The organism is Luethyella okanaganae (genome assembly GCF_042660285.1).
Lineage (GTDB): Bacteria > Actinomycetota > Actinomycetes > Actinomycetales > Microbacteriaceae > Luethyella > Luethyella okanaganae.
The window spans coordinates 249,332-269,230 of the sequence record NZ_JBHSTP010000002.1 but is presented as its reverse complement, the minus strand read 5'-3'; the positions used below and the strand labels follow the sequence as shown (position 1 = coordinate 269,230).

17 protein-coding genes are annotated in these 19,899 nt (G+C 66.8%); 9 read left to right on the top strand and 8 right to left on the bottom strand.

The annotated features are described in order from the left end of the window. The first annotated feature begins 12 nt into the window (after positions 1–12). A complete protein-coding gene (locus ACFQB0_RS08925; protein WP_386730356.1) occupies positions 13–1,290 on the top strand; it encodes an ATP-dependent DNA helicase in 1,278 nt (425 codons plus the stop codon). Positions 1,291–1,817: 527 nt separating this feature from the next. Beyond that, a complete protein-coding gene (locus ACFQB0_RS08920) occupies positions 1,818–3,104 on the top strand; it encodes a serine hydrolase domain-containing protein (RefSeq protein WP_386730353.1) in 1,287 nt (428 codons plus the stop codon). 88 nt (positions 3,105–3,192) lie between these two features. On the opposite strand, the gene ACFQB0_RS08915 is transcribed toward ACFQB0_RS08920, so the two are convergent. The 3 genes from ACFQB0_RS08915 to ACFQB0_RS08905 form a co-directional block, all read right to left on the bottom strand. Further along, positions 3,193–3,432, bottom strand: a complete 240-nt coding sequence (locus tag ACFQB0_RS08915; protein WP_386730350.1) for a hypothetical protein — start codon at positions 3,430–3,432, stop codon at positions 3,193–3,195. Between the two features lie 193 nt (positions 3,433–3,625). Beyond that, positions 3,626–6,697 carry an alpha-mannosidase gene (locus tag ACFQB0_RS08910; RefSeq protein ID WP_386730348.1) on the bottom strand — a complete coding sequence of 1,024 codons (3,072 nt, stop codon included), beginning with the start codon at positions 6,695–6,697 and terminating at the stop codon, positions 3,626–3,628. Positions 6,698–6,753: 56 nt separating this feature from the next. Beyond that, positions 6,754–7,926: a glycoside hydrolase 5 family protein gene (locus tag ACFQB0_RS08905; protein WP_386730345.1), complete on the bottom strand. Its 1,173-nt coding sequence runs from the start codon at positions 7,924–7,926 to the stop codon at positions 6,754–6,756. Between the two features lie 159 nt (positions 7,927–8,085). Here ACFQB0_RS08905 and ACFQB0_RS08900 point away from each other — a divergent pair, with 159 nt between their 5' ends. From ACFQB0_RS08900 to ACFQB0_RS08880, 5 genes are all read left to right on the top strand, one after another. Next, the gene (locus ACFQB0_RS08900) at positions 8,086–9,135 is read left to right on the top strand and encodes a LacI family DNA-binding transcriptional regulator (protein WP_386730342.1); all 1,050 of its coding nucleotides are present in this window, start codon (positions 8,086–8,088) and stop codon (positions 9,133–9,135) included. Positions 9,136–9,301: 166 nt separating this feature from the next. Beyond that, positions 9,302–10,600, top strand: a complete 1,299-nt coding sequence (locus ACFQB0_RS08895; protein WP_386730339.1) for an ABC transporter substrate-binding protein — start codon at positions 9,302–9,304, stop codon at positions 10,598–10,600. A gap of 58 nt (positions 10,601–10,658) precedes the next feature. Then, the gene (locus ACFQB0_RS08890) at positions 10,659–11,540 is read left to right on the top strand and encodes a carbohydrate ABC transporter permease (RefSeq protein ID WP_386730338.1); all 882 of its coding nucleotides are present in this window, start codon (positions 10,659–10,661) and stop codon (positions 11,538–11,540) included. After that, entirely contained in the window at positions 11,537–12,490 is a 954-nt protein-coding gene (locus ACFQB0_RS08885) for a carbohydrate ABC transporter permease (protein ID WP_386730334.1), read from the top strand. Before ACFQB0_RS08890 ends, ACFQB0_RS08885 begins: the two co-directional genes overlap by 4 nt. After that, positions 12,487–15,819, top strand: coding sequence for a glycoside hydrolase domain-containing protein (locus ACFQB0_RS08880; protein ID WP_386730332.1), 3,333 nt, complete (start codon positions 12,487–12,489; stop codon positions 15,817–15,819). Before ACFQB0_RS08885 ends, ACFQB0_RS08880 begins: the two co-directional genes overlap by 4 nt. A 107-nt stretch (positions 15,820–15,926) precedes the next feature. Here ACFQB0_RS08880 and ACFQB0_RS08875 read toward each other — a convergent pair whose 3' ends face one another. Continuing rightward, complete coding sequence (locus tag ACFQB0_RS08875; protein ID WP_386730329.1) at positions 15,927–16,349, bottom strand: pyridoxamine 5'-phosphate oxidase family protein; 423 nt, start codon at positions 16,347–16,349, stop codon at positions 15,927–15,929. 67 nt (positions 16,350–16,416) lie between these two features. Then, the gene (locus ACFQB0_RS08870) at positions 16,417–16,857 is read right to left on the bottom strand and encodes a DUF1003 domain-containing protein (RefSeq protein WP_386730326.1); all 441 of its coding nucleotides are present in this window, start codon (positions 16,855–16,857) and stop codon (positions 16,417–16,419) included. A 430-nt stretch (positions 16,858–17,287) separates the two neighbouring features. On the opposite strand from ACFQB0_RS08870, the gene ACFQB0_RS08865 reads away from it, so the two are divergent. After that, positions 17,288–18,028: a VIT1/CCC1 transporter family protein gene (locus tag ACFQB0_RS08865; RefSeq protein ID WP_386730324.1), complete on the top strand. Its 741-nt coding sequence runs from the start codon at positions 17,288–17,290 to the stop codon at positions 18,026–18,028. A 254-nt stretch (positions 18,029–18,282) separates the two neighbouring features. Further along, positions 18,283–18,693 carry a pyridoxamine 5'-phosphate oxidase family protein gene (locus ACFQB0_RS08860; protein WP_386730321.1) on the top strand — a complete coding sequence of 137 codons (411 nt, stop codon included), beginning with the start codon at positions 18,283–18,285 and terminating at the stop codon, positions 18,691–18,693. 60 nt (positions 18,694–18,753) lie between these two features. Here the strand turns inward: ACFQB0_RS08860 and ACFQB0_RS08855 are convergent, their stop codons facing one another. The 3 genes from ACFQB0_RS08855 to ACFQB0_RS08845 form a co-directional block, all read right to left on the bottom strand. Next, a complete protein-coding gene (locus tag ACFQB0_RS08855) occupies positions 18,754–19,026 on the bottom strand; it encodes a DUF2277 domain-containing protein (RefSeq protein WP_386730318.1) in 273 nt (90 codons plus the stop codon). 98 nt (positions 19,027–19,124) lie between these two features. Then, entirely contained in the window at positions 19,125–19,358 is a 234-nt protein-coding gene (locus tag ACFQB0_RS08850) for a helix-turn-helix transcriptional regulator (protein WP_386730316.1), read from the bottom strand. Continuing rightward, entirely contained in the window at positions 19,352–19,780 is a 429-nt protein-coding gene (locus ACFQB0_RS08845) for a hypothetical protein (RefSeq protein WP_386730314.1), read from the bottom strand. Before ACFQB0_RS08845 ends, ACFQB0_RS08850 begins: the two co-directional genes overlap by 7 nt. Between the last annotated feature and the right edge of the window lie 119 nt (positions 19,781–19,899).

Genomic DNA, 19,899 nt, shown 5'->3' with positions numbered 1-19,899 from the left:
GAAAGTGCCACCGTGTCGCAGATCGCCCTGTCGCCCGAGCAATCTGCCGTCTTCGAGGCGATCGAAGGCACCCGGGACCATGTCTTCGTGACCGGTCGTGCCGGAACGGGCAAGTCGACGCTGCTCAACCACCTCAACTGGAACACGAGCAAGCAGATCGTGATCGCCGCGCCCACCGGCGTCGCGGCGCTCAACGTCGGCGGTCAGACCATCCACTCGCTCTTTCGCCTGCCGATCGGTCTCATCGCCGACCACGAACTCGAACAGAACGACCAGACGCGCAAACTGCTCAACACGATCGATACGCTCGTGATCGACGAGGTCAGCATGGTGAGCGCCGACCTCATGGATGCGATGGACCGCAGTCTGAGGCAGGCCAGGCAGAAGCCGAACGATCCCTTCGGCGGCGTCCAGCTGGTGCTCTTCGGCGACCCGTACCAACTCTCCCCCGTGCCGGGCGACGCCGACGAGCGCGCCTATTACGCCGACAACTACCGCTCCATGTGGTTCTTCGACGCGAAGGTGTGGCATGACGCCGGTTTGCGGATCTTCGAGCTCACCGAGATCCACCGTCAGCACGACAACGAGTTCAAGGCCATGCTCAATGCCGTGCGGCATGGCCGGGTGAGTGCGGAGATCGCCGGGCTGCTCAATGCGGCGGGTGCGCGCCGGCCACTGCCGGAGGAGGGCGCGATCACGCTCGCGACGCGCAACGATGCGGTCAACCGCATCAACGCGACGGCGCTGCACCGCCTCGCGGGAACGACGCGGACGGCCGAAGCCGAGGTGCTCGGCGACTTCGGCGGACGCAGTTACCCTGCCGACATGAAACTCGAGCTCAAGATCGGCGCTCAGGTCATGTTCCTGCGCAACGACAGTCCGACAGACGGAGGGTCGCGCTGGGTGAACGGCACGATCGGCACCGTCACCCGCCTCACCGGCACCGTGTGCGTAGACATCGACGGCGAGGAGCATGAGGTGGAGCCGGCCACCTGGGAGAAGTTCAAGTACAGCTACAACCCTGTCACGAAGAGGCTCGTGAAAGACGTCGTGGCGGAGTTCACCCAGTTCCCGTTGCGGCTGGCCTGGGCTGTCACCATCCACAAGTCTCAGGGCGCGAGCTACGACACGGCAATCGTGGATCTCGGCGGCCGGGCTTTCAGCCCCGGTCAGACATACGTCGCCTTGAGCCGGCTGACGAGCCTGGATGGACTGTATCTCGCGCGCCCGCTGCGCCCGAGCGACATCATCGTCGACGAGAACGTTCGTCGTTTTCTGCGTGAGAGCTAGGGCGAACGTGGTCATCCCGGCAACGGGGGCAACCGCAAGGTGCGTCGTGCCGACGGCCGTCGCGGCGACCACCCATCCGACGATCGGAGCGAGCGCGCCGCCAGGGCTGCCCTCGTTGTGACGATCCGTCCGGCGCTGAGCATCGCGAGGCCCAGCCTGGACGAGCCGACTCCGAGCAGGACGATCGCCAGGTCGGCCGACACGGTGGATGCGATCCTCCGGTGGATGAGCGCTCCGCCGAGGCTGCTATTGCCGGTCAGTTCGGTGTCGGCGGCGAACCCAGCAGGTCGACGAGGACAGAGACCGCGCCGAAGCTGGTTTCAGGCAGCCGGTTGGGGGAGTGGGCATTTCTGGTTCCTCCTTGATGAGTAGCGCGGTGGTCGCCGTGCTGGGAGGGGTTCGGGTCACCGGGGAAACAGATTGGTCACGGTATGGCCGCTCGATGTGCTGGAACCGGCTTTCACTGTTGTTCGCGGGCTAGAATTCCAGTCATTGGGGGGCCAATGAGGAACGTTCTTGAGTTTGTGATGGGGAAATTGCCGAAAGGCATCCGAAGGATCGCGTCTTTCGCACTCGTCGTCGTCGCCATGCTGGGAGTCTCGGCCTGTACCATGCGGAGCGCGGCCGCGCCCGGTCCTCCCCCGCAGGCCGATGTGCCGCTTCCGCCGGAGGTGTCGGACCGTCTGGACGCGACGCTCGCCGAAGCGATGGAGCTCGCCGGCGCATCCGGCGCCATCGCCGGCGTCTGGGCGCCATGGGCCGGTGAGTGGGTCGTGTCTCCAGGAACGACGACCCTCGACGGCTCGGCGCCGCTCAGTCCCGACATGCGCTTCCGTATCGCGTCGAACACCAAATCGATGACCTGCACCGTACTGCTCAGACTCGCGGACGAAGGCGTCGTCGCATTGAGCGATCTCGTATCGAAGCACCTGCCTCGGCTTGCCGGTCTCGACGGCATCACGCTCGGCCATCTTTGCCAGAACACCTCGGGACTCGCCGACTACTTCGCTCAGCTCGGAGCGCAGTTCGTCAACAACCCGGAGCGGGAGTGGTCGCCGATGGAGCTGCTCTCGAACGGGCTCGCCTCACCGAGGATCGCGGCGCCCGGCAAAGCCTGGTCGTATTCGAACACGGGATTCGCCGGGCTCGGCATGGCCTTGCAGGCTGCGACGGGCAAGGACTGGAAGAGCCTCTACAAGCAGTACATCTTCGATCCGCTGGACATGTCCGACACGAGCTTCCCCGACCCGACCGACATGGACATGCCTGGCGCTCACCCGCACGGCTATGCGGCGGCGGTCAACCCAGACGGCACGCGCGACTGTTCCAGGATCCTCGACGAGACGCAACTCTCGAACTCGATGGGCTGGGTCGCCGGTGGCGCCGTCTCGACGATCGAGGACCTCAAGATCTGGGTGCAGTCGTTGGCGACCGGCAGTCTGCTGTCGGAGGAGTCGGCGAAGGCGCAGTGGTCGACCGTCGGGCTTGGCGGAGATGCCCCGTCATGGCAGAGGTACGGTCTGGGTGCTCTGCAGCTCGGACCGCTGCGGGGTCACGACGGCGAGATCCCCGGTTTCATCTCGACCATGCTCAGCGACCCCGAGAGTGGCCTGACCGTCGTCGTCATGCTGAACAACTCGACGGCCGGGGACGAATTCGCTCAGACGGTTGCGCTGCAGCTGGCCTCGATCGCGTCGAAGGCGCCGGCGGTTTCCGGTCGGACGGCCCCCGTCATCGAGCTGCCCTGGTCTGTCGAGCAGACAAATGCTGCACTGAAGGCCGCAGCGGTCTGCCAGCCTGCACCTGCCGGCTGAGCCGCATCCACGCGCTGGCTCAGTGCGACAGCCGCAGGGTCGCCGACGGATGCGCGGTCGGCTGGGAGCAGCTAAGGCTGCGTGCGGATCATGCGCCGATCATCATCAGCACGTGGTAGACGACGTACACCGGCCAGACGATCGCTTGGAGCAGCCCGAGCACAACACCCCAGAACGAACCGTTCGACACGGAGATGAAGTAGATGGCCGCTCCGACATACGCCAACAAGAATATGAAACCCCACGGTCCATCGCGCACGATTCCGGTCCGACTGTTCGATCCCATGTGATCCACCGCCTCACCGAGGTCATTCTCTGCAGACCCCACGCAAAAAGGCTAGCCGTTGCACGCCGGGGACGACACCCCTGGGGTTCCTCTTCTGCTCGGTATCAATGTCATTCAGCTGTGGCGCACTTCGCTTCTCAAGCATCCGCTACGGCCTAAAATCCCAGACGCCGTTGCGGCGATACGGCTTGACCGAACGGCAAGACCCCTCTGCCTGGAGGAGAGTTGTGTCGGGTCAGCGTGACAGCCGCACGGTCGCAACCTCGAAGGGGCGCAGCGTGAGCTCGATCGAATAGGCTCCGTCGTCCTGCTGGAGCGCGAGGGGTGCCGCCTCCTCGCGCGCCCGCTCGAGGAGATCGGTGTGAGAGGCACTCCGCAGGCCGGGGACGTCGAGCCGCAGCACGGCGCGCCCACGTCCGCCTCTCGACTCGTACACCCGCACGATGAGGTCGCCCGAGCGATCGTCGGCAAGCTTGACCGCGCTGACGATGACGGCCGGGTTCTCGCTCGACACGAGTGGCGCGATCGGGGTGCCGTGGCCGGTCCGAGCGGGCATGTTCAACCGCCAACCGGCCTCGGTGGCGCTCGCCACGTCGGCGCCGACGAGCACGCCGAACCGCATCGTCTGCGTACCGTGGTCGGTGCGGGGTTCGGGAAACTTCGGGGCCCGCAGCATGGAGAACCGGGCGAGCTGCGTGACGAGGCCGTCGGACTCGACCCGCGAGACGTCGAAGCCGTGACTCGAGTCGTTGAGGAACGCGACGCCGAAGCCCGGCTCCTCGACGAGGAACCAACGCTGCGCCTGTGTCTCGAACCGGGCGTCCTCCCACGAGGTGTTCGTGTGCGTCGTGCGGCTGTGGACGCCGAATTGCGTCTCTGCGACGGCGTGGTCGGCGAAGACATCGACAGGGAACGCGAGCTTCAGGAACTTCTCGGTCTCGGCCCATTCGACCGTGTTGTCGATGAGCAGAGTGCGACCGTCGTCGTCGAGGAAGAGCCGCTGCTCGATGCTGGATTCGCCGAACGCGAGGCGCACGACGATCGTGTGGTCGTCGAGCTCGACGTGCGCACCGCTGTCGAGGTCTTCACGCATCCCGAGGTAGTGGGCGTCGACATCCCACGCGTCCCACATGTTCGGGAAGTCCTGATGCAATTGCAACAGGTTGCCACGTCCGCCGGCTGGAATGGCCTCACGCCCGCTGGCGAGGTCGAGCGCGCTCAGCACGTGTCCGTTCGTGTCGACGGTGATGCGCACCTGCCCGCTCTCGAGCACGAAACGATCGCCCTCGCGACGCGCGGCCGCGGCGCCGATCGCCACTGGTGCGAGGATGGCGGATGAGGCGGGCGCACCGTTCCATGCCACTGGAGCGGCGTTCACGAGCACGGCCCGCGCAGAGGCGTTCGCCGAACTGTCCGCCGCGGTCACGGCCGAACCATCGGTGGCATCGAGTATGACGCCGAGTGTGGCGAGCGCCTCGGCGATGATCGCCTCGGTCCGCCGTGCGATCTCGGCGTAGCGCTCTTCGGCCTCGCGGTGCACCCAGGCGATCGACGTGCCGGGCAGGATGTCGTGAAACTGAAGCAGGAGCACCTCGCGCCAGAGCTCGTCGATCTCGTCGTGCGGGAACTCGTAGCCGGCCCGCACGGCGGCGGCAGAACCCCAGAGCTCGGCCTCGGCGAGCAGTTGCTCGCTGCGCCGATTTCCCTGCTTGGTCTTGTGCTGGGTCGTGAAAGTGCCGCGGTGCAACTCGAGGTAGAGCTCTCCGCGCCACACGTCGGGGCTGGGCAGCTCGGCCATCGCACGGTCGAAGAAGGCGTCGGGGGATTCGAACACGACGCGAGCGCTGCCCTCGAGATCGGCCATACGCTTGCCGCGTGCGAGCATCTCTCGTGTCGTGCCGCCGCCGCCGTCGCCCCAGCCGGTCGGCGCGAGCGAGGAGGAGGCCACGGCCTTCTCTTTGAACTGGCGTGCCGCTCGGGCAACCTCCTCTCCGGAGAGCTGTGCGTTATAGGTGTCCATCGGCGGGAAGTGGGTGAAGATGCGACTACCGTCGATGCCCTCCCAGAGGAAGGAATGGTGCGGGAAGCGGTTCACCTGGTTCCAGGAGATCTTCTGGGTGAGAAACCAGTCGAAACCCGAGCCGGCGAGGAGCTGGGGGAGCGACCCCGAATACCCGAAACTATCGGGCAACCAGGCTCCGCGGCATTCGATCCCGAACTCCTCGCGGAAGAACCGCTGGCCGTAACTGATCTGCCTGATGAACGACTCGCCAGAGGGCAGAACCGCATCGGGTTCGACCCACATGCCGCCGATCGGCACGAACCGCCCCGCAGCGACGGCGTCCTTGACCCGCGCGTAGACCTCGGGTCGCGCTCGCTTCAGCCAGTCGTACTGCTGGGCGCTCGACATCGCGTAGACGAACTCGTCGTCCTCGTCGAGCAGGGCCGTCATCGAGCTGGAAGTGCGGGCGACCTTGCGCACGGTCTCGCGCAGCGGCCACAGCCAGGCCGAGTCGATGTGGGCATGCCCGACGGCCGTGAGTCGGTGTGCGCTCGCCTCTGCCGGGCTCGCGAGCACCTCGCGGAGCTCGTCCCGAGCTGCGACGGCCGTGCCGGAGACGTTCTGCAAGTCGACTCGGTTCAGCGATTCGTCGAGCGCGCGGAGGATCCGGGCGCGTCGCGTCGAGTCGGCCGGCAGTTGCTGCGCGAGCTGGAGCAGGACCTCTATGTCGTGCACGAGCTCGAACACCTCCTCCTCGAAGATGCACACATCGACGCGGCGGATGCGGTAGAGGCACTCCTCGCTCGACGTCGACCAGTCACCCTGTTCGGTCGGCAGAAAGGGGTGATAGTCGAGCAGCACCGGGTTCGATGCCGCTTCGATGAAGTACTCGATCGCCTCGCCGCCCGCGGCTTCGCGGGTGACGGGGATCCACTGTGCCCTCGGGTTCAGGGAGCGCACCGGCGTCGAATCGCGAAGGTAGACGAGCCCCTCGGCTTGGAATCCCGGCATGTTCACGTCGAAGCCGAGGTCGGCGACGATCTCGACGCGTCGCCCGGCGAACTCGGCGGGAATCGTGCCGGTGATGCGCAGCCAGGTGGTGTCCCATGCTCTGCCCCACCAGGCGCCGATCCCGATCGGCTCGTAGTCCGCCGCGAGTCCCTCGGTGACGGGGATCGGCTCGCCGCCGACGACGTGGCTTGCGAGCTGGAGCCGGTGCGGCCGCGAATGGACCGCCGGGCGCAAGCGCTCCTCGAGCACGCGGAGGGCGCGTCCGATGGTCAGGGTCTGGTTCTCGTGCATCATGTCTCCCGTGTCGGTGCGAGCAGGACTAGTCAAGCGGATGCGAGGCGGCGGCGGGTTCAGCTCGCGAGCTCGACCAGCGGATGCCCGTGCATCCGCGCCTCCTCCATGTATCGCAGCCAGAACGCGCCGCCGGGTGCGAGGCCCGCCCGTCCGCCCACCTCGCCGAGGTCGAGACGCAAGGAACGGGGAGGGCTGGGCGTGGCATCCCTGGCGTTCGCCACCCGAGCGCGGGCTTCGCCGATAGCCGATCGCAGCACGCGGCCCTCGGGTTTTATCGCGCCCTGCTCGTCGATGAGACCCAGGTCGTACTCGAGCTCGGGAAAGTCGGCGAGCGATCGACTCACGTCGTGCGAGCACCACCACGTGATGCCGTAGAGTCCTGGCGCCTCGGCGAGCTGCGCGACGGTGTGCTCGATGAAAGGCGTCACGGATGCCTCGGGCAGCACGTTGCGGGGCGCCCCGAGCTCCTGCGCCCACACGGGCCGGCCTGGCTCGGACTGGAACGCGCGTGCGATCTCGATGAGGTAGCGCGCGTGCGCCCGCGTCTCGAACGAGTCGGCGCCGTAGCGCTGGGCGGTCCCGTTGAAGACCCAGGAGTGCACGACGGTGGCGTCGCCGAGCTGCGCCGCGTGTGCAGGCGTGAAAGGCTGGGTGTCGTCGTACCAGGTCGCGTCGTAGCAGGCATGCACCGCCATCGCATCGGGGGCGCCCTCGCGGCACGCCGCGATCATGGTCTCGAGCCAGTGCCCGATCTCGGAGCTTGTTGCCGGATAGGGCTCGGGGTGCACGGTGCCCGTGAACTGGTTGATCTCGTTGCCGACCGTCATGCCGATGAAGTTCTCGTGCGGCGCGCAGGCCGCAGCGATCGTACGCAGGTACTCTGCGGCCCCGTCGACGACGACCGGGTCGACGAAGAGGTTTCGTCGCTGCCAGCTCGTGAGCCACGCCGGCAGGAAGTCGAAGCCCGAGAGGTGGCCTTGCAATCCGTCGACGACGACGTCGATGCCCCGTTCGCCGGCGATCTCGAGCATCCGCTCGAGATCGCCGATAGCGGTCGGGCGGATGAGGGCGCGGTTCGGCTGGAAGAGTGGCCAGAGGGGAAAGACCCGCACGTGGTCGACGCCGAGTTCTGCGATGGTGTCGAAATCCCGGGCGACCTCCGTCTCTGAGAAATCGAGCCAGTGGTGGAACCAGCCCACCCGAGGCGTGTAGTTGACGCCGAATCTCATCTGCAGCCTTGCCTGTGTCTTGTCTCGCGGCGCCGAGCCCTGCGGCGCCGACGGAGTGCCCCCCCCCGATTGCTGTAGCGCTTGAGTAAATCAACCATATCTGCCCCATCAGGCGCAACACTAGAGTGAGAGTTCAAGCTATCGAGTGAAGAGGACGCGATGACGGTGCGTGAGGATGCCGGCGCGGTGGAGCCGCGCAAGCGCAAGCGGGTAACGATCGCCGACATCGCTGAACGGGCCGGGGTGACGAGCGGAGCCGTCTCTTTCGCCGTCAACGGCAAGCGCGGCGTCTCCGACGCCACCCGGGCCCGCATCCTCGACGTGGCGAACGAGCTGCATTGGCGCCCGAGCCACGCCGCACAGACGCTCATGGGCAAGAACGCCGAGACGATCGGGCTCGTGCTCTCCCGCCCCGAGGAGGTGATCGGTGAGGAGATATTCTTCGCGAAGTTCATCGCGGGGGTGCAATCGGTGCTGAGCCAGCGCGGCTACTCGCTACAGTTGCAGATGGCCGCCGACATCGCCTCCGAGATCTCGATTCACGAGAACTGGATCGCCGACGGGAGGGTCGACGGCGTTCTCGTGCTCGATCCGCGGGTCGACGACCCCCGTGTGCGGGCGCTTGCCGGTCTCGAGTATCCGACGATCGTCGTCGGCGGCGAGGTGGAGACCGAGACGGTGCGCAGCGTGCATGTCGACAATGGTGGGTCCATGCGGCTCATCGTCGAACACCTGTTCGCGCTCGGCCACCGGCGCATCGCCTATGTGACCGGCGATCAGAGCTTCTGGCACATTCAACAGCGCATGGACGCGTTCGCGGAGTTCTGCATCGACAACGGGGTGTGGGGTCACACGCTCGCGGGGAACTTCGACCCGGCCATCGCCAAGGACGCGACGAAGCGGTTGCTCGCCTCACCCGAGCCCCCGACCGCACTCGTCTACGACAGCGAGGTCATGGCGATCGCCGGCATGAGCACGCTCGCCGAACTCGGCGTGGCGGTGCCGGCCGACGTGTCGCTCGTCTCGTGGGAGGACTCGACGACCTGTCAGGTGCTGCATCCCACCCTCACCGCCCTCAACCGCGACGCCGTCACGCTCGGCAAGATCGCCGCGGCCGAGATGCTCCAGTTGCTCGCGCACGAGCCGGTCGAGCAGCCACCCGTCGAGGCCGCTATCGTGCAGCGGGAGTCGACCGCGCCGCCGCGCTGATTCGCGGTGTGATGCGGTGGAGTCATGCATCCCGTGTCGAATCGCATGATTGACAACAGCCGGACGTGATGCTTGTATTCGACTAAAGCGCTGTAGTAAAACTCTCGTGCAAGGCCCGGAACGCGGTCGCGTGACGGTTTCGACATTGGTTCAAGGAAGAAGCTCTATGAAACTCTCGACTCGTCTCGCGACGGCAGCGGCTATGCTCGCTGCCGGAGCGCTCGCATTCACCGGCTGCTCTGGCCCGAGCGGCGCCGACGGCGCCGGATCCATCGACACGAGCGGCGAACTCAGCGGCACCATCAAGTTCCAGAGCTGGTCGCTGAAGAACGAGAAGTTCACCCCCTACTTCGAAGACCTCATCGCCGCGTTCGAGAAGGAACACCCGAAGGTCACCGTCGACTGGCTCGATCAGCCCGGCGACGGGTACCAGGACAAGGTGCTGAGCCAGGCGAACTCCAACAGCCTGCCCGACGTCGTGAACCTGCCGCCCGACATCGCCTACCCGCTCGTGGCCGCAGGCAAGCTCGTCGACCTGGCCGCCGCGGACGACTCTCTCGAGAAGGTCTACGTGCCGGGCGCCTGGGCCTCGTACTCCTACCCCGGCATCGAGGGCGTCTACGGGTTGCCGTGGTACCTCGGCACCGACCTGAACTGGTGGAACGGTGCCGCGCTCACGCAGTACGGCGTCGACACCGCCGCCCTGCCCACCACGAACGAAAAGCTCATCGCCCTGGCCGAGCAGGTCGGCGAGGCATCCGGCGGTCAGATGCCGCTGCTCTCGTCGATGCCGACCATCGATCTCTTCGCCTCCAGCGATGTCGAGATCATCGACAACGACGGCCGGTTCGTGTTCAACACCGATAGGGCGGCGGCGATCGTGGGCGACTTCGCCGCCGCATACCAGGCCGGCGCCATCCCGGCCGAGGCGCTCACGGGCGACTACGGTGGCAACGCCGACATGTTCAAGCAGGGCAAGGTCGCGTACACGACCGCCGGTTCGGGCTTCGCGGGTGACCTGCAGCGCGATGCGCCGACGATCCGAGAGAGCGTGATCGCCTCGCCCCGCATCGGCGCTGCGCCGCTGTTCGTGCAGGGCGTCTCGGTGTCGAACGACTCGAAGAACAAGCCGGCCGCGCTCGCGTTCGCGACGTACCTCACGAACACCGAGAACCAGGTCGCCTTCGCCCAGCTCGCCCTCGGCTTCATGCCCGGCACGGTCGACGGCAGCGCGGATGCCGCGTCGCTCAGCGAGTCCGTCACCGACCCGCTGCAGAAGGAGGCGATGGAGATCGTGTCTGAATCTATGAAGACGGCTCGCATCCTTACGCCGTTCCAGTGGACCGGCGCGATGAAGACGTACATGGACCAGCAGCTCGCGCTCGCGCTGAAGGGCGAGCTGGACCCGAAGGAAGCGCTCGACAAGATCGTCGGGTACGCGAACGACAACCTCGTCGAGTACTGATCCGATACTGATCCGATGCGATGATCGTGACACCAGCACCCGACCCAGGAAGGCGAACATGAGATCGCACAAGTGGTATACACCCTGGTTTCTCGTGGCGCCCGCTGTGGTCTGGGTGCTGGTGTTCGGCCTCTGGCCGTTTCTCAACACGATCCTCCTGAGCTTCACCGACTCCCGGCCTCTGCGCCCGGGCGATTTCATCGGGTTCGACAACTACGTGAAGATGTTCGGCGACGAACTGTTCGGCTACGCAATGACGACGAGCGTCATCTACGTCATCGTGTGCGTTCCGCTCCTGACGATCCTGCCCCTGCTGCTCGCGCTCCTCGTAGAGAAGGTGATTCCCGGCATCAGCCTTTTTCGCACGACGTTCTATTTCCCGGTGATCGCCTCCGTGGTCGTCGTCGCCCTCATCTGGACGTGGATGTTCGACAGCCGAGGCGTGGTCAACCAGACGCTGCAGGCGTTCGGCCTCCTCGACAAGCCGGTCGCCTTTCTCGTCGACCGCTGGTGGCTGCTCGCCTGCGCGATCCTCCTCACCGTGTGGAAGGGGCTCGGGTACTACATGGTCGTGTACCTCGCAGCGCTCGGCAATGTTGGGCGGGAGTTGCACGAAGCGGCGATGCTCGACGGTGCCGGAGCGTTCCGTCGCTTCATCTCGGTGACCGTCCCGGGCGTCCGCGGCGCCATGCTGCTCATCTCGGCGCTCGTCGCCGTCGCGGCGATGCGTGTGTTCACAGAACTGCAGGTCCTCTCCAACGGCACCGGCGGTCCCGGTGGCCAAGACCTCTCGATCGTCATGCTCATTCGGCAGGTGGGCCAGGGGCTGAACGGCAACGTCGGCTACGCGTCGGCGCTGAGTGTCGCGCTCTTCCTCATCGCCGTGCTTCCGCTCGTCGCGATCGCTTGGATGAACCGCGAGAAGAAGGCCATGGCATGAGAGCGACCGTCACCCGGCAGGCACCATCGAACGCCGATGACGCCTCGACGGCCACCGGGACACTCGCGCCGCGCCGCATCCCTCGGCCGCTGCCCTTCCGTCGTCGCGGGTCGGGTGACTTCTCGCGGCCGACGCTCGGCGGCCTGATCGGTCGCTATGCGCTGTTGCTCGGCATGACCGTGCTCGTCGTCGGTCCGCTCGTGTGGCAGCTCTCGACCTCGTTCAAAGGGCCGGGTGACGACATATACACCTTCCCGCCGAACCTCATCCCGACCGACCCGACGTTATCGAACTATGTACGGGTCACCGACTTCATCCCGGTCTATCTCTACGCGTTCCACTCCTTGCTCGTCGCGCTCGGCACCGTGCTCAGCAACACCGTGCTCGCGACCTTCGCGGGATACGCGATCGGCTGCATGCGATTCCGCGGGAAGCGCATCGTGCTGGTGATCCTGCTCTCGACACTGCTGCTGCCCGGCGAGGTCACCGTCACGAGCCAGTTCCTCACGATCCGCAATCTCGGACTCGCCGACAGCCTGTTGGGCGTTTTCCTGCCCGGCGCGATCAGCGCCATGAACGTGCTGCTCGTCGCCACGGCATGCCGGTCCGTCCCGAGCGAGATGCTCGATGCCGCCACCGTCGACGGGGCCACGACGTGGCAGCGGATCCGGCACATCGTGTGGCCGAACGTGCGCGGCATGGTGAGCGTCGTCGCGATCTTCGCCTTCATCGGCGCGTGGGATGACTTCCTCTGGCCGCTCATCGTGCTGAGCGACCCGGCCAAGTACACTCTGACCGTCGGCATGGCCTACCTCAACGGCAACTTCCAGGCCGACCCGCGGCTCATCGCGGCCGGCACAATGATCGCCCTGATTCCGCTCGTGGTCATGTTCTCGATCACGCAGCGCTTCTTCTTCAAGGGTGTGCAGGAAGGCGCGGTGAAGGGATGAGGGTGGCGACCGTCCGTCGAGCCGCCGGGCCGGCCGACCCGCCGTCGTCACGCCCACGCGCCGGCGTCCTCGGCGGTGAGGTGTTCGCGTACCGCTTCGATCCTGCCCTCGGAGAGCAGCGGGTGCAGCTTCCGGTAGCGCTCGCGGGCGCGGTGACGCCGCTCACCGAGCTGCACTGGGCGTTCTACGCGGATGACCCGGTCGCCGTCAACGCACCGTATGCGTCGCTCGCGGTGTGCGTCGACGTACGGTTCGATGACGGCACGCGACTCGAGACCGGTCCCGGCGGAGTCGGAGCCCCAGCCCTCGCCCCACTCGACCGGTACGGGTTCGAGGTCTCCGCAACCGCCCAGTTCGACGCCCGCTGGAGCATGCCCGAGCAGTGGAACGCCGACACGGTGTCGTTGGCCGCCTGGGCGGGCCGGCGCATCGCGACGGTGGAAGCCGTGCTCGGCGCCGGCCCGCTTCGAGCTCTGGCGGCGGCGGGCGACCGCGTCGGCCGCTCGGCGAGGGGGTTCCTCGAAGTACGTCTCGTCGACCGCCGCCAGCCGGACGATCCGACGCCGGCCGAACGGGTGGACACCCGGCGCGGAAGCCACTCGGGCGACCGGTTCTCCCGTGGCAACACGGTGCCGGCTGTGGCATGGCCGCATGGGTTCAATCTCGTGATCCCGGCGACGGATGCTGCGAACCCTCGCTGGCCGTATCGTCCGTCGCTGCACGACGACGAAGCCGGGCGACGCCTTGAAGCGGTGCAGTTCTCGCACCAGCCGAGCCCGTGGATCGGCGACCGTGGCGTGCTGCAGCTCATGCCGTTCGCGGGGGAGCCGCGGTCGGATCGGCACGCGCGGCGTCGGTGGATCCGCCGGGGCACCGAGGTCGCGCGACCGCACCGCTTTGCCGCGGAGCTCGACGGCGGACTGCAGCTCGAGGTGACGGTGAGCGACCACGCCGCGGCCTTCCGCGTGCGCTCAGACGATCAGGGCTGTCGGCTCGGCTTCGTGCTCGACCAGCTCGACGATCGCGGGCGGTTGCGGATGGAACACGGCGACGACGGTCGGGTGCGGCTCTCCGGCTGGGTTCCCGAGGGCGATCCGCACTGGGGAAATGCACCGCGCATGTATTTCTCCGGAGCGAGCATCGAGCCGGTCGTCGATGCCGAGACCCTCCACGACGCCGGCCGTGGCCGGGTCGCCGGCGCGCTCACGGCGATCGGCGCGCTCGAAGTGCGCATCGCGACCTCGTTCATTTCCATCGAGCAGGCCAGGCATTCGCTCGAGCTCGAGGCCCCGGCTTCGACGAGCTTCGAGCGCCTGCGCGAAGACGCGCACGCGGCATGGAACGACCTGCTCGGCCAGGTGACCGTGCCGACGCCGCCTCGTGAGGAGTGTGCCAGGCGCGGTCTCGCGCACGAACAGCTCCTCGCCACCCTCGTCGGCAACCTCTACCGCCTGCACCTCTACCCGAGCCATGCGGGGGAGAACGCCGGCACGGCCGACGAGCAGGACTGGCTCTTCGCCGACGTCTTCGCCGAGGCGCGACCGCACGGCGAGTCATACACCGGCGCCCCGGTGGTCCCCGGTCGTCTCGCGGTGAACAACGGATACTGGGATACCTACCGCACCGCATGGCCGGCGCTGCACCTGCTCGATCCGGCGCTCGCGGGCGAGTTGCTCGACGGGCAGCTCGAGCAGTACCGCCAAGGCGGCTTCATGGCGCGATGGAGCGCACCGGGTTACGTCGACAGCATGGTCGGCACTTCGAGCGACCAGATCTTCGCGGATGCCGCGCGCTGGGGCGTCGGCGGTTTCCCGGCGGTGCTTGCGTTCGAGAGCGGGTGGAAGAACGCATGCGAGCCGAGCCTGCATCCGTATGCCGGGCGAAAGGGCATCGATCGGGCGCGGTTCACGGGCTACGTCGCGAGCGAGGTGCGCGAAGGCATGTCATGGAGCCTCGAGAACGCGATCAGCGATGCCGGCCTCGCGCGTCTCGCGGCACAGCTCGGCACGCAGGCGGCCGAGGCGAGGCAGGAGGGACCGGATGCGTGCGCCCGGTACCGGGCCTACGCACGGTACTTCGCCAACCGTTCCCGGTCGTATCGTCAGCTCTTCGAGCCCCGCTCACGCTTCTTCCGCGGCCGGGACGAGCGTGGGGCGTTCGCGGCGACCGCGCTCGATCCTCGTGTCTGGGGCGGCGACTACGTCGAGACCAACGCGTGGGGCATGTCGGTCGCACCCGTGCACGACGGCGCCGGGCTCGCCGCCCTCTATGGCGGTCCGGCCGGGCTTGCGGCCCACCTCGACCGGCTCTTCGCCGAGCCCGAGACCGCCCGACCTGAGCTCGGCGGCTCCTATGGCACCGTCATCCACGAGCAGCGCGAGGCGCGTGCCCAGCGGTCGGGCATGTGTGCGCTGTCGAATCAGCCTGCGCACCACATCCCGTTCATGTATCTGCACAGTGATCGTCCGTGGCAAGCCGCGCCCCTCGTGCACGGCCTCGCCGGGCGGCTCTTCGCCGGGGGCCACATCGGCCAGGGATATCCCGGCGACGAAGACAACGGCGAGATGAGCGCGTGGTGGCTCTGGGCGGCGCTCGGCCTCTACCCGCTCGAGCTCGGCTCGGGCGAGCTGCGCATCGGTTCGCCGTTGCTCGACGACGTGACCGTGCGGAGGCATGGGGGCGGAACACTGCGGGTGCGAGCGCATCGGGCCACCCCAGGCGCCCGATTCCTCTCCGTCGCCCAGCTCGACGGAGCACCGCTCGAGCGGCCGGTGCTCGCCATCGACGCGCTCACCGGGGACCGCGAGCTCGATCTCTGGTTTCGCGAGGACGCGTCGCATGACGCGCAGATCTGGCGGGCGGCGGAAGTCGACGTGGTGCCGTGGCACCGAGATCTGTCCTCGCGAGCCACGACCATCGCCTCGGGTGGCGTGACCCGGCCGGAGCGGGCGTTCGACGACGGTGCCGACGACGGTGCGTCCGGCGTCCGTCTCGAGCGCGGCGAATGGCTCGGCCAGGCTCTCCCGGTGCCTGCGCGCGTGACCGACATGACGCTGACGGCACTCGTTCCCGCCGAGGAGGATGCGTTCGCGGTCGAGTGGAGTCACGGCGGCGGCACGTGGTATCCAGCGGCGCTCTCGCATGCCGAGCCGCTCCTTGCAGACCGCACGACGCCGTTCGGTATCGAGGCGGCCGGCGCCGACGGCACGACGGGATCCTCGCCGTCGGTTCTGGCTGGATGCTGGCGGGTGCGAGCGCTCGCGCCGCTCGTGCTGCGGCAACTCGAGTGGTTCGCGCTCCACGATGTCTCGGTGAACCGCCGGGCCTGATGAGCGGCATCCAACCGTCGACGTGCCGACTTCGTTGCCGGAGTTGCCGGCGCGCCGAAGTCCGGTATCCCGGAACGTCCGTATCCTGCGTGGTCGCGCGGAAGACCCTAGTACCGGTCGGGTTCCGGCGCACGCTGGAAGCGGCGGCCGGAGAGAGACCCCGGCGTGATCCGCACGAACCTGTATTTCAGCGTCGGTATCCAGGGGTGCAGGGGCATGGCGTCGGCCGCCGCGATCTCCGACTGCCGTTCGATCGCGTGAGCCGGCCCCTTCGCGATCACGCTCCAGGCCTCGACATCGGTGTGGCCGTCGACCTCGAAGGCCACCTCCTCGTTCGTGGTCAGCTCGACGAGTTTGGTTCCGGGTGTCGTCCTGAAGAGGATCGTCGATCCGTCGGCGTAGTAGTTGATCGGAAAGATGTCGACGACTCCACCCACGGACGTCGCGATGCGCCCGAGCTCGTTCTCCCGGAGCAAATCCCAGCACTGAGATTCCGAGAGCTCGGCGACCTCACCTTCACCCTGCCACATGATGGTTCCTTCCATTCGCGACGAATCCGGCTCCGGGAATTCCCGCGCCGTCGATGGGGGCAGGGGCCTAGCTTCCATCCTGATCCTTTTCCACCATCCTCTGCAACACATCGCGCAGTTCGTTGATGGTGGTGAGCTGCTGACGGTTGATCTCGAGCACCGTTTCGATGTCGGCCTTCGCAGCCTTGTTGGTCTCGAAGTCGTGCTGTGCGAGGGTGGCCGCGATCGCATCCTGCCGCCTCGCTGCGATGAGAAGGATCGCGCCCTGCAGACCGGCCATCATGCTGAGAAAGAGGTTGAGGAGGATGAACGGATACGGATCCCACGAATGGTCGGAGGCATTGGCGATCGCCCACAGCACCATGAAAATCAGAAAGCCAGCGACGAACCCCCAGCTCCCCATGAAGTTTCTCATGCGATCTGCGGCCCGCTGACCGCGGGTCAGCCGATCACGTTGCTCCTCGTGCCAGGTTCGTGTTGGGACCCTACGGGCGCTCGTCATACTCATGCGGCATAGTGTACGGCTGCCGGCCCGCGTCGCGGCCTGTTTGGGAAGACTCGCCTTCGTCGCCTCGCCGGGACGCTCCGGCTCTACCGGTGCGGATTGTCGGTACTGGCGGAGGCGGAGCCGTTGGCGATCCGAGCGCCGTCATGACACCGTCTGGACTCATCGCCCTCTATTCCATAATCGCCGGCGGGCGAATTGTGGGAGTCGGTCAGACAGCACTCGTGGGAGCTTCGGCAACTGGATTCAGATCTAGCGAGGCCAGCGACGTGACCGCCGCCCGGGGACGCACCCGGGCGGCGGTCACGATCATAGGCCAGCGCTAAGCCGGACAGGCAGAGCTTTGTTTTTCTTCCGGCTTTCTTCGTCGCGTGGGATTGAGGTGTGACTGGCCTCACTGGCGGCAGCCGCGTGCTCGTGGTTGAGTGGCGTCATGGCCAGCGACACCGCCAACGCGTCCTCACAACAGCCGCATGCCGACGAGCCGCATCGGGGCGGCGTGGCGCAGCGGCTCAATTGGCTTCGCGCCGGCGTCCTCGGGGCGAACGATGGCATCGTCTCTGTGGCTGCCATCGTTGTCGGCGTCGCCGGTGTCACCACGGCGACGGCTCCCATTCTCACGGCCGGTGTCGCGGGGCTCCTCGGCGGTGCGATCTCCATGGCGCTCGGAGAGTACGTCTCCGTGAGCAGCCAGAGCGACAGCGAGAAAGCGCTCATCGCGAAGGAGCGCTGGGAACTCGCGGAGATGCCTGAGCAGGAGCTCGCCGAACTCGCCGGACTCTACGAGGCGAAGGGGCTGGCTCCCGCCACGGCGAGGCAGGTCGCCGTCGAGCTCACCGAGCACGACGCGCTCGCCGCCCACCTCTCGGCTGAGCTTCACATCGATGAGAGAGACGTGGTAAGCCCCTGGCATGCGGCGTTCGCCTCCGCCGTCGCGTTCACGATCGGCGCGATCCTCCCGCTCCTCGCGATCCTGCTCCCGCCCGAGGCCTGGCGTGTGCCCGTGACGTTCGTCGCGGTATTGGCAGCCCTGGCGATAACGGGCGCGGTCGGCGCGCACCTCGGCGGGAGCTCGCGTCTTCGCGCCATGCTCCGCGTCGTCATCGGGGGAGCGCTGGCGCTCGCCGTCACCTTCACTATCGGAATGCTGCTCGGAACGACGGGTGTGGTCTAGTAGTGCTCCGGTCGTGGCGGCGGATCGATGACGGCGAGCTCGTCAGGGCATGGGACTGGGGCGCGCTGCTCGCGCCGCAAGCGAAGAAACTCGACGGCCGGATCGGAGTCGAAGACGGCCCGGCCGACCCGGGGCGCAGAATGCGACGGAGGCGATTTCGCAGGATTCGCGAGCGATTGCGCGCCGGCACCGGATGCAGGCAGAATTACCAGATCGTTGATCACGATGGTCGCCCGACGATAAGGAGCCAGACGATGCCCGCATCTCCGGAGGCGATGGTCGAAGAGTTGACGGAGGAGTCATGCTGGGAGCTTCTGGGATCGGCAGTGATCGGGCGGCTGGCCCTCCTCGTCGACGGAGAGGTCGACATCTTTCCCGTCAACTACCTCGTCAAGGATCGGGTCATCTTCTTCAAGAGTGCGCCGGGCTCGAAGCTCATGAATATCGCGGAGCATCCAGTCGCGTTCGAGGTGGATGGTACCGCGCGTCGCGACCGGTGGAGCGTCGTGGTCAAGGGGCGGGCTGAGCGGATGGGGTTCGACACCGACATCGAGGAGTCCGGGATTCTCGGGCTTCATACTCTGGACCCAACGGAGAAGCGGAACTACGTGCGGATCGTCCCACACACCGTCTCTGGCAGACGTTTCACGAACGCGCGCCGTTAGCGAGACCCTGTGAGGCGTCCTGGGCGTCCTGGGAGCCAGCGCGGTGCGGGCGCAGGCGGGTCAGGCGGTTGCGAAACGGTTCGCGGAGCGCGCCTTGGCCTTCTCCGCCTCCACTTCGCGGTTCTTCGTCGGGGCGGAGCTCACGAGATCCTCGAGCAGGTGGCGCGTGATGTGGGCGATCTCCTCGACCGCCCGTTCGAAGACCTCGGCGTTCGCCTTCGACGGCCTGGTCGAGCCGCTGATCTTGCGCACGAACTGCAGTGCGGCCGCGTGAACCTCGTCGTCGGTGGCGGCCGGTTCGAAATTGTGGAGCGTGTGGATGCTTCGGCACATACCTCGAGGGTACCCAGCCGTGCCCGGCGAGGCTATGGCCGATCCGCCGCGACGGCGACGGGCGCGGCCCGCGGCCCATGGCGACGGTACGGCTGCCATCACGGGTTCTCCCTCGTGTCTGCGGGATACTGGAAGACCTCGTCGAGCGGGACCGCGAACACCTGTGCGATCTGGAATGCCATCTCGAGGGAGGGCGAGTAGCGGCCCTGTTCGATGGCGATGACGGTCTGGCGCGTCACGCCGACGTGTCTGGCCAGTTCTGCCTGGGTCATCTCTCCGTGCGCGAATCTGAGGGTGCGGATCGCGTTCGTGACCCTGGTCGGCTTCACCACGAGGTGTACCCCCGGTGGTAGGAGAGGATCTTCACGACGGACTGAAGGATCGCCGACAGCACGAAGGCGAGGTAGATCACGTTCGCGATCCAGAAGTAGTCCGCCTCGACCATCGCCAGGCCGAGCGCCACCACGGCGCCACCGACGACGAACCACAGTCCGGCGTACAGGCCGGAGCGACCGATCCCTCGGTCGCGCGCGTCGCTCGTGCGGCCCTCGCTCGGCTTGACGATCTCGATCACGATGCGGCCGACGATCGATGCGGCGATAGCGATGCCGATGGTCCAGAGCAACGGCGTGATGTATGGAGCCTCGGCGATGGGCATGGTGGCGGCTTGCGTGAGCACGAGCGCTAGATAGACCGCGTACGCGCCGACGCTGACCACGAGGTAGACCCACGTGCCCTTCTCTTCGTAGGACATTGCTGTTTCCCGTCTCGTATGAAGTATCGCTGATCTCTAATGTAAAGTAAAGCAGACAAAATGTCAATGAAAATATACATTTGCGAGAGAAGTCGACGTCGTCACGTCCAGAACCAAGA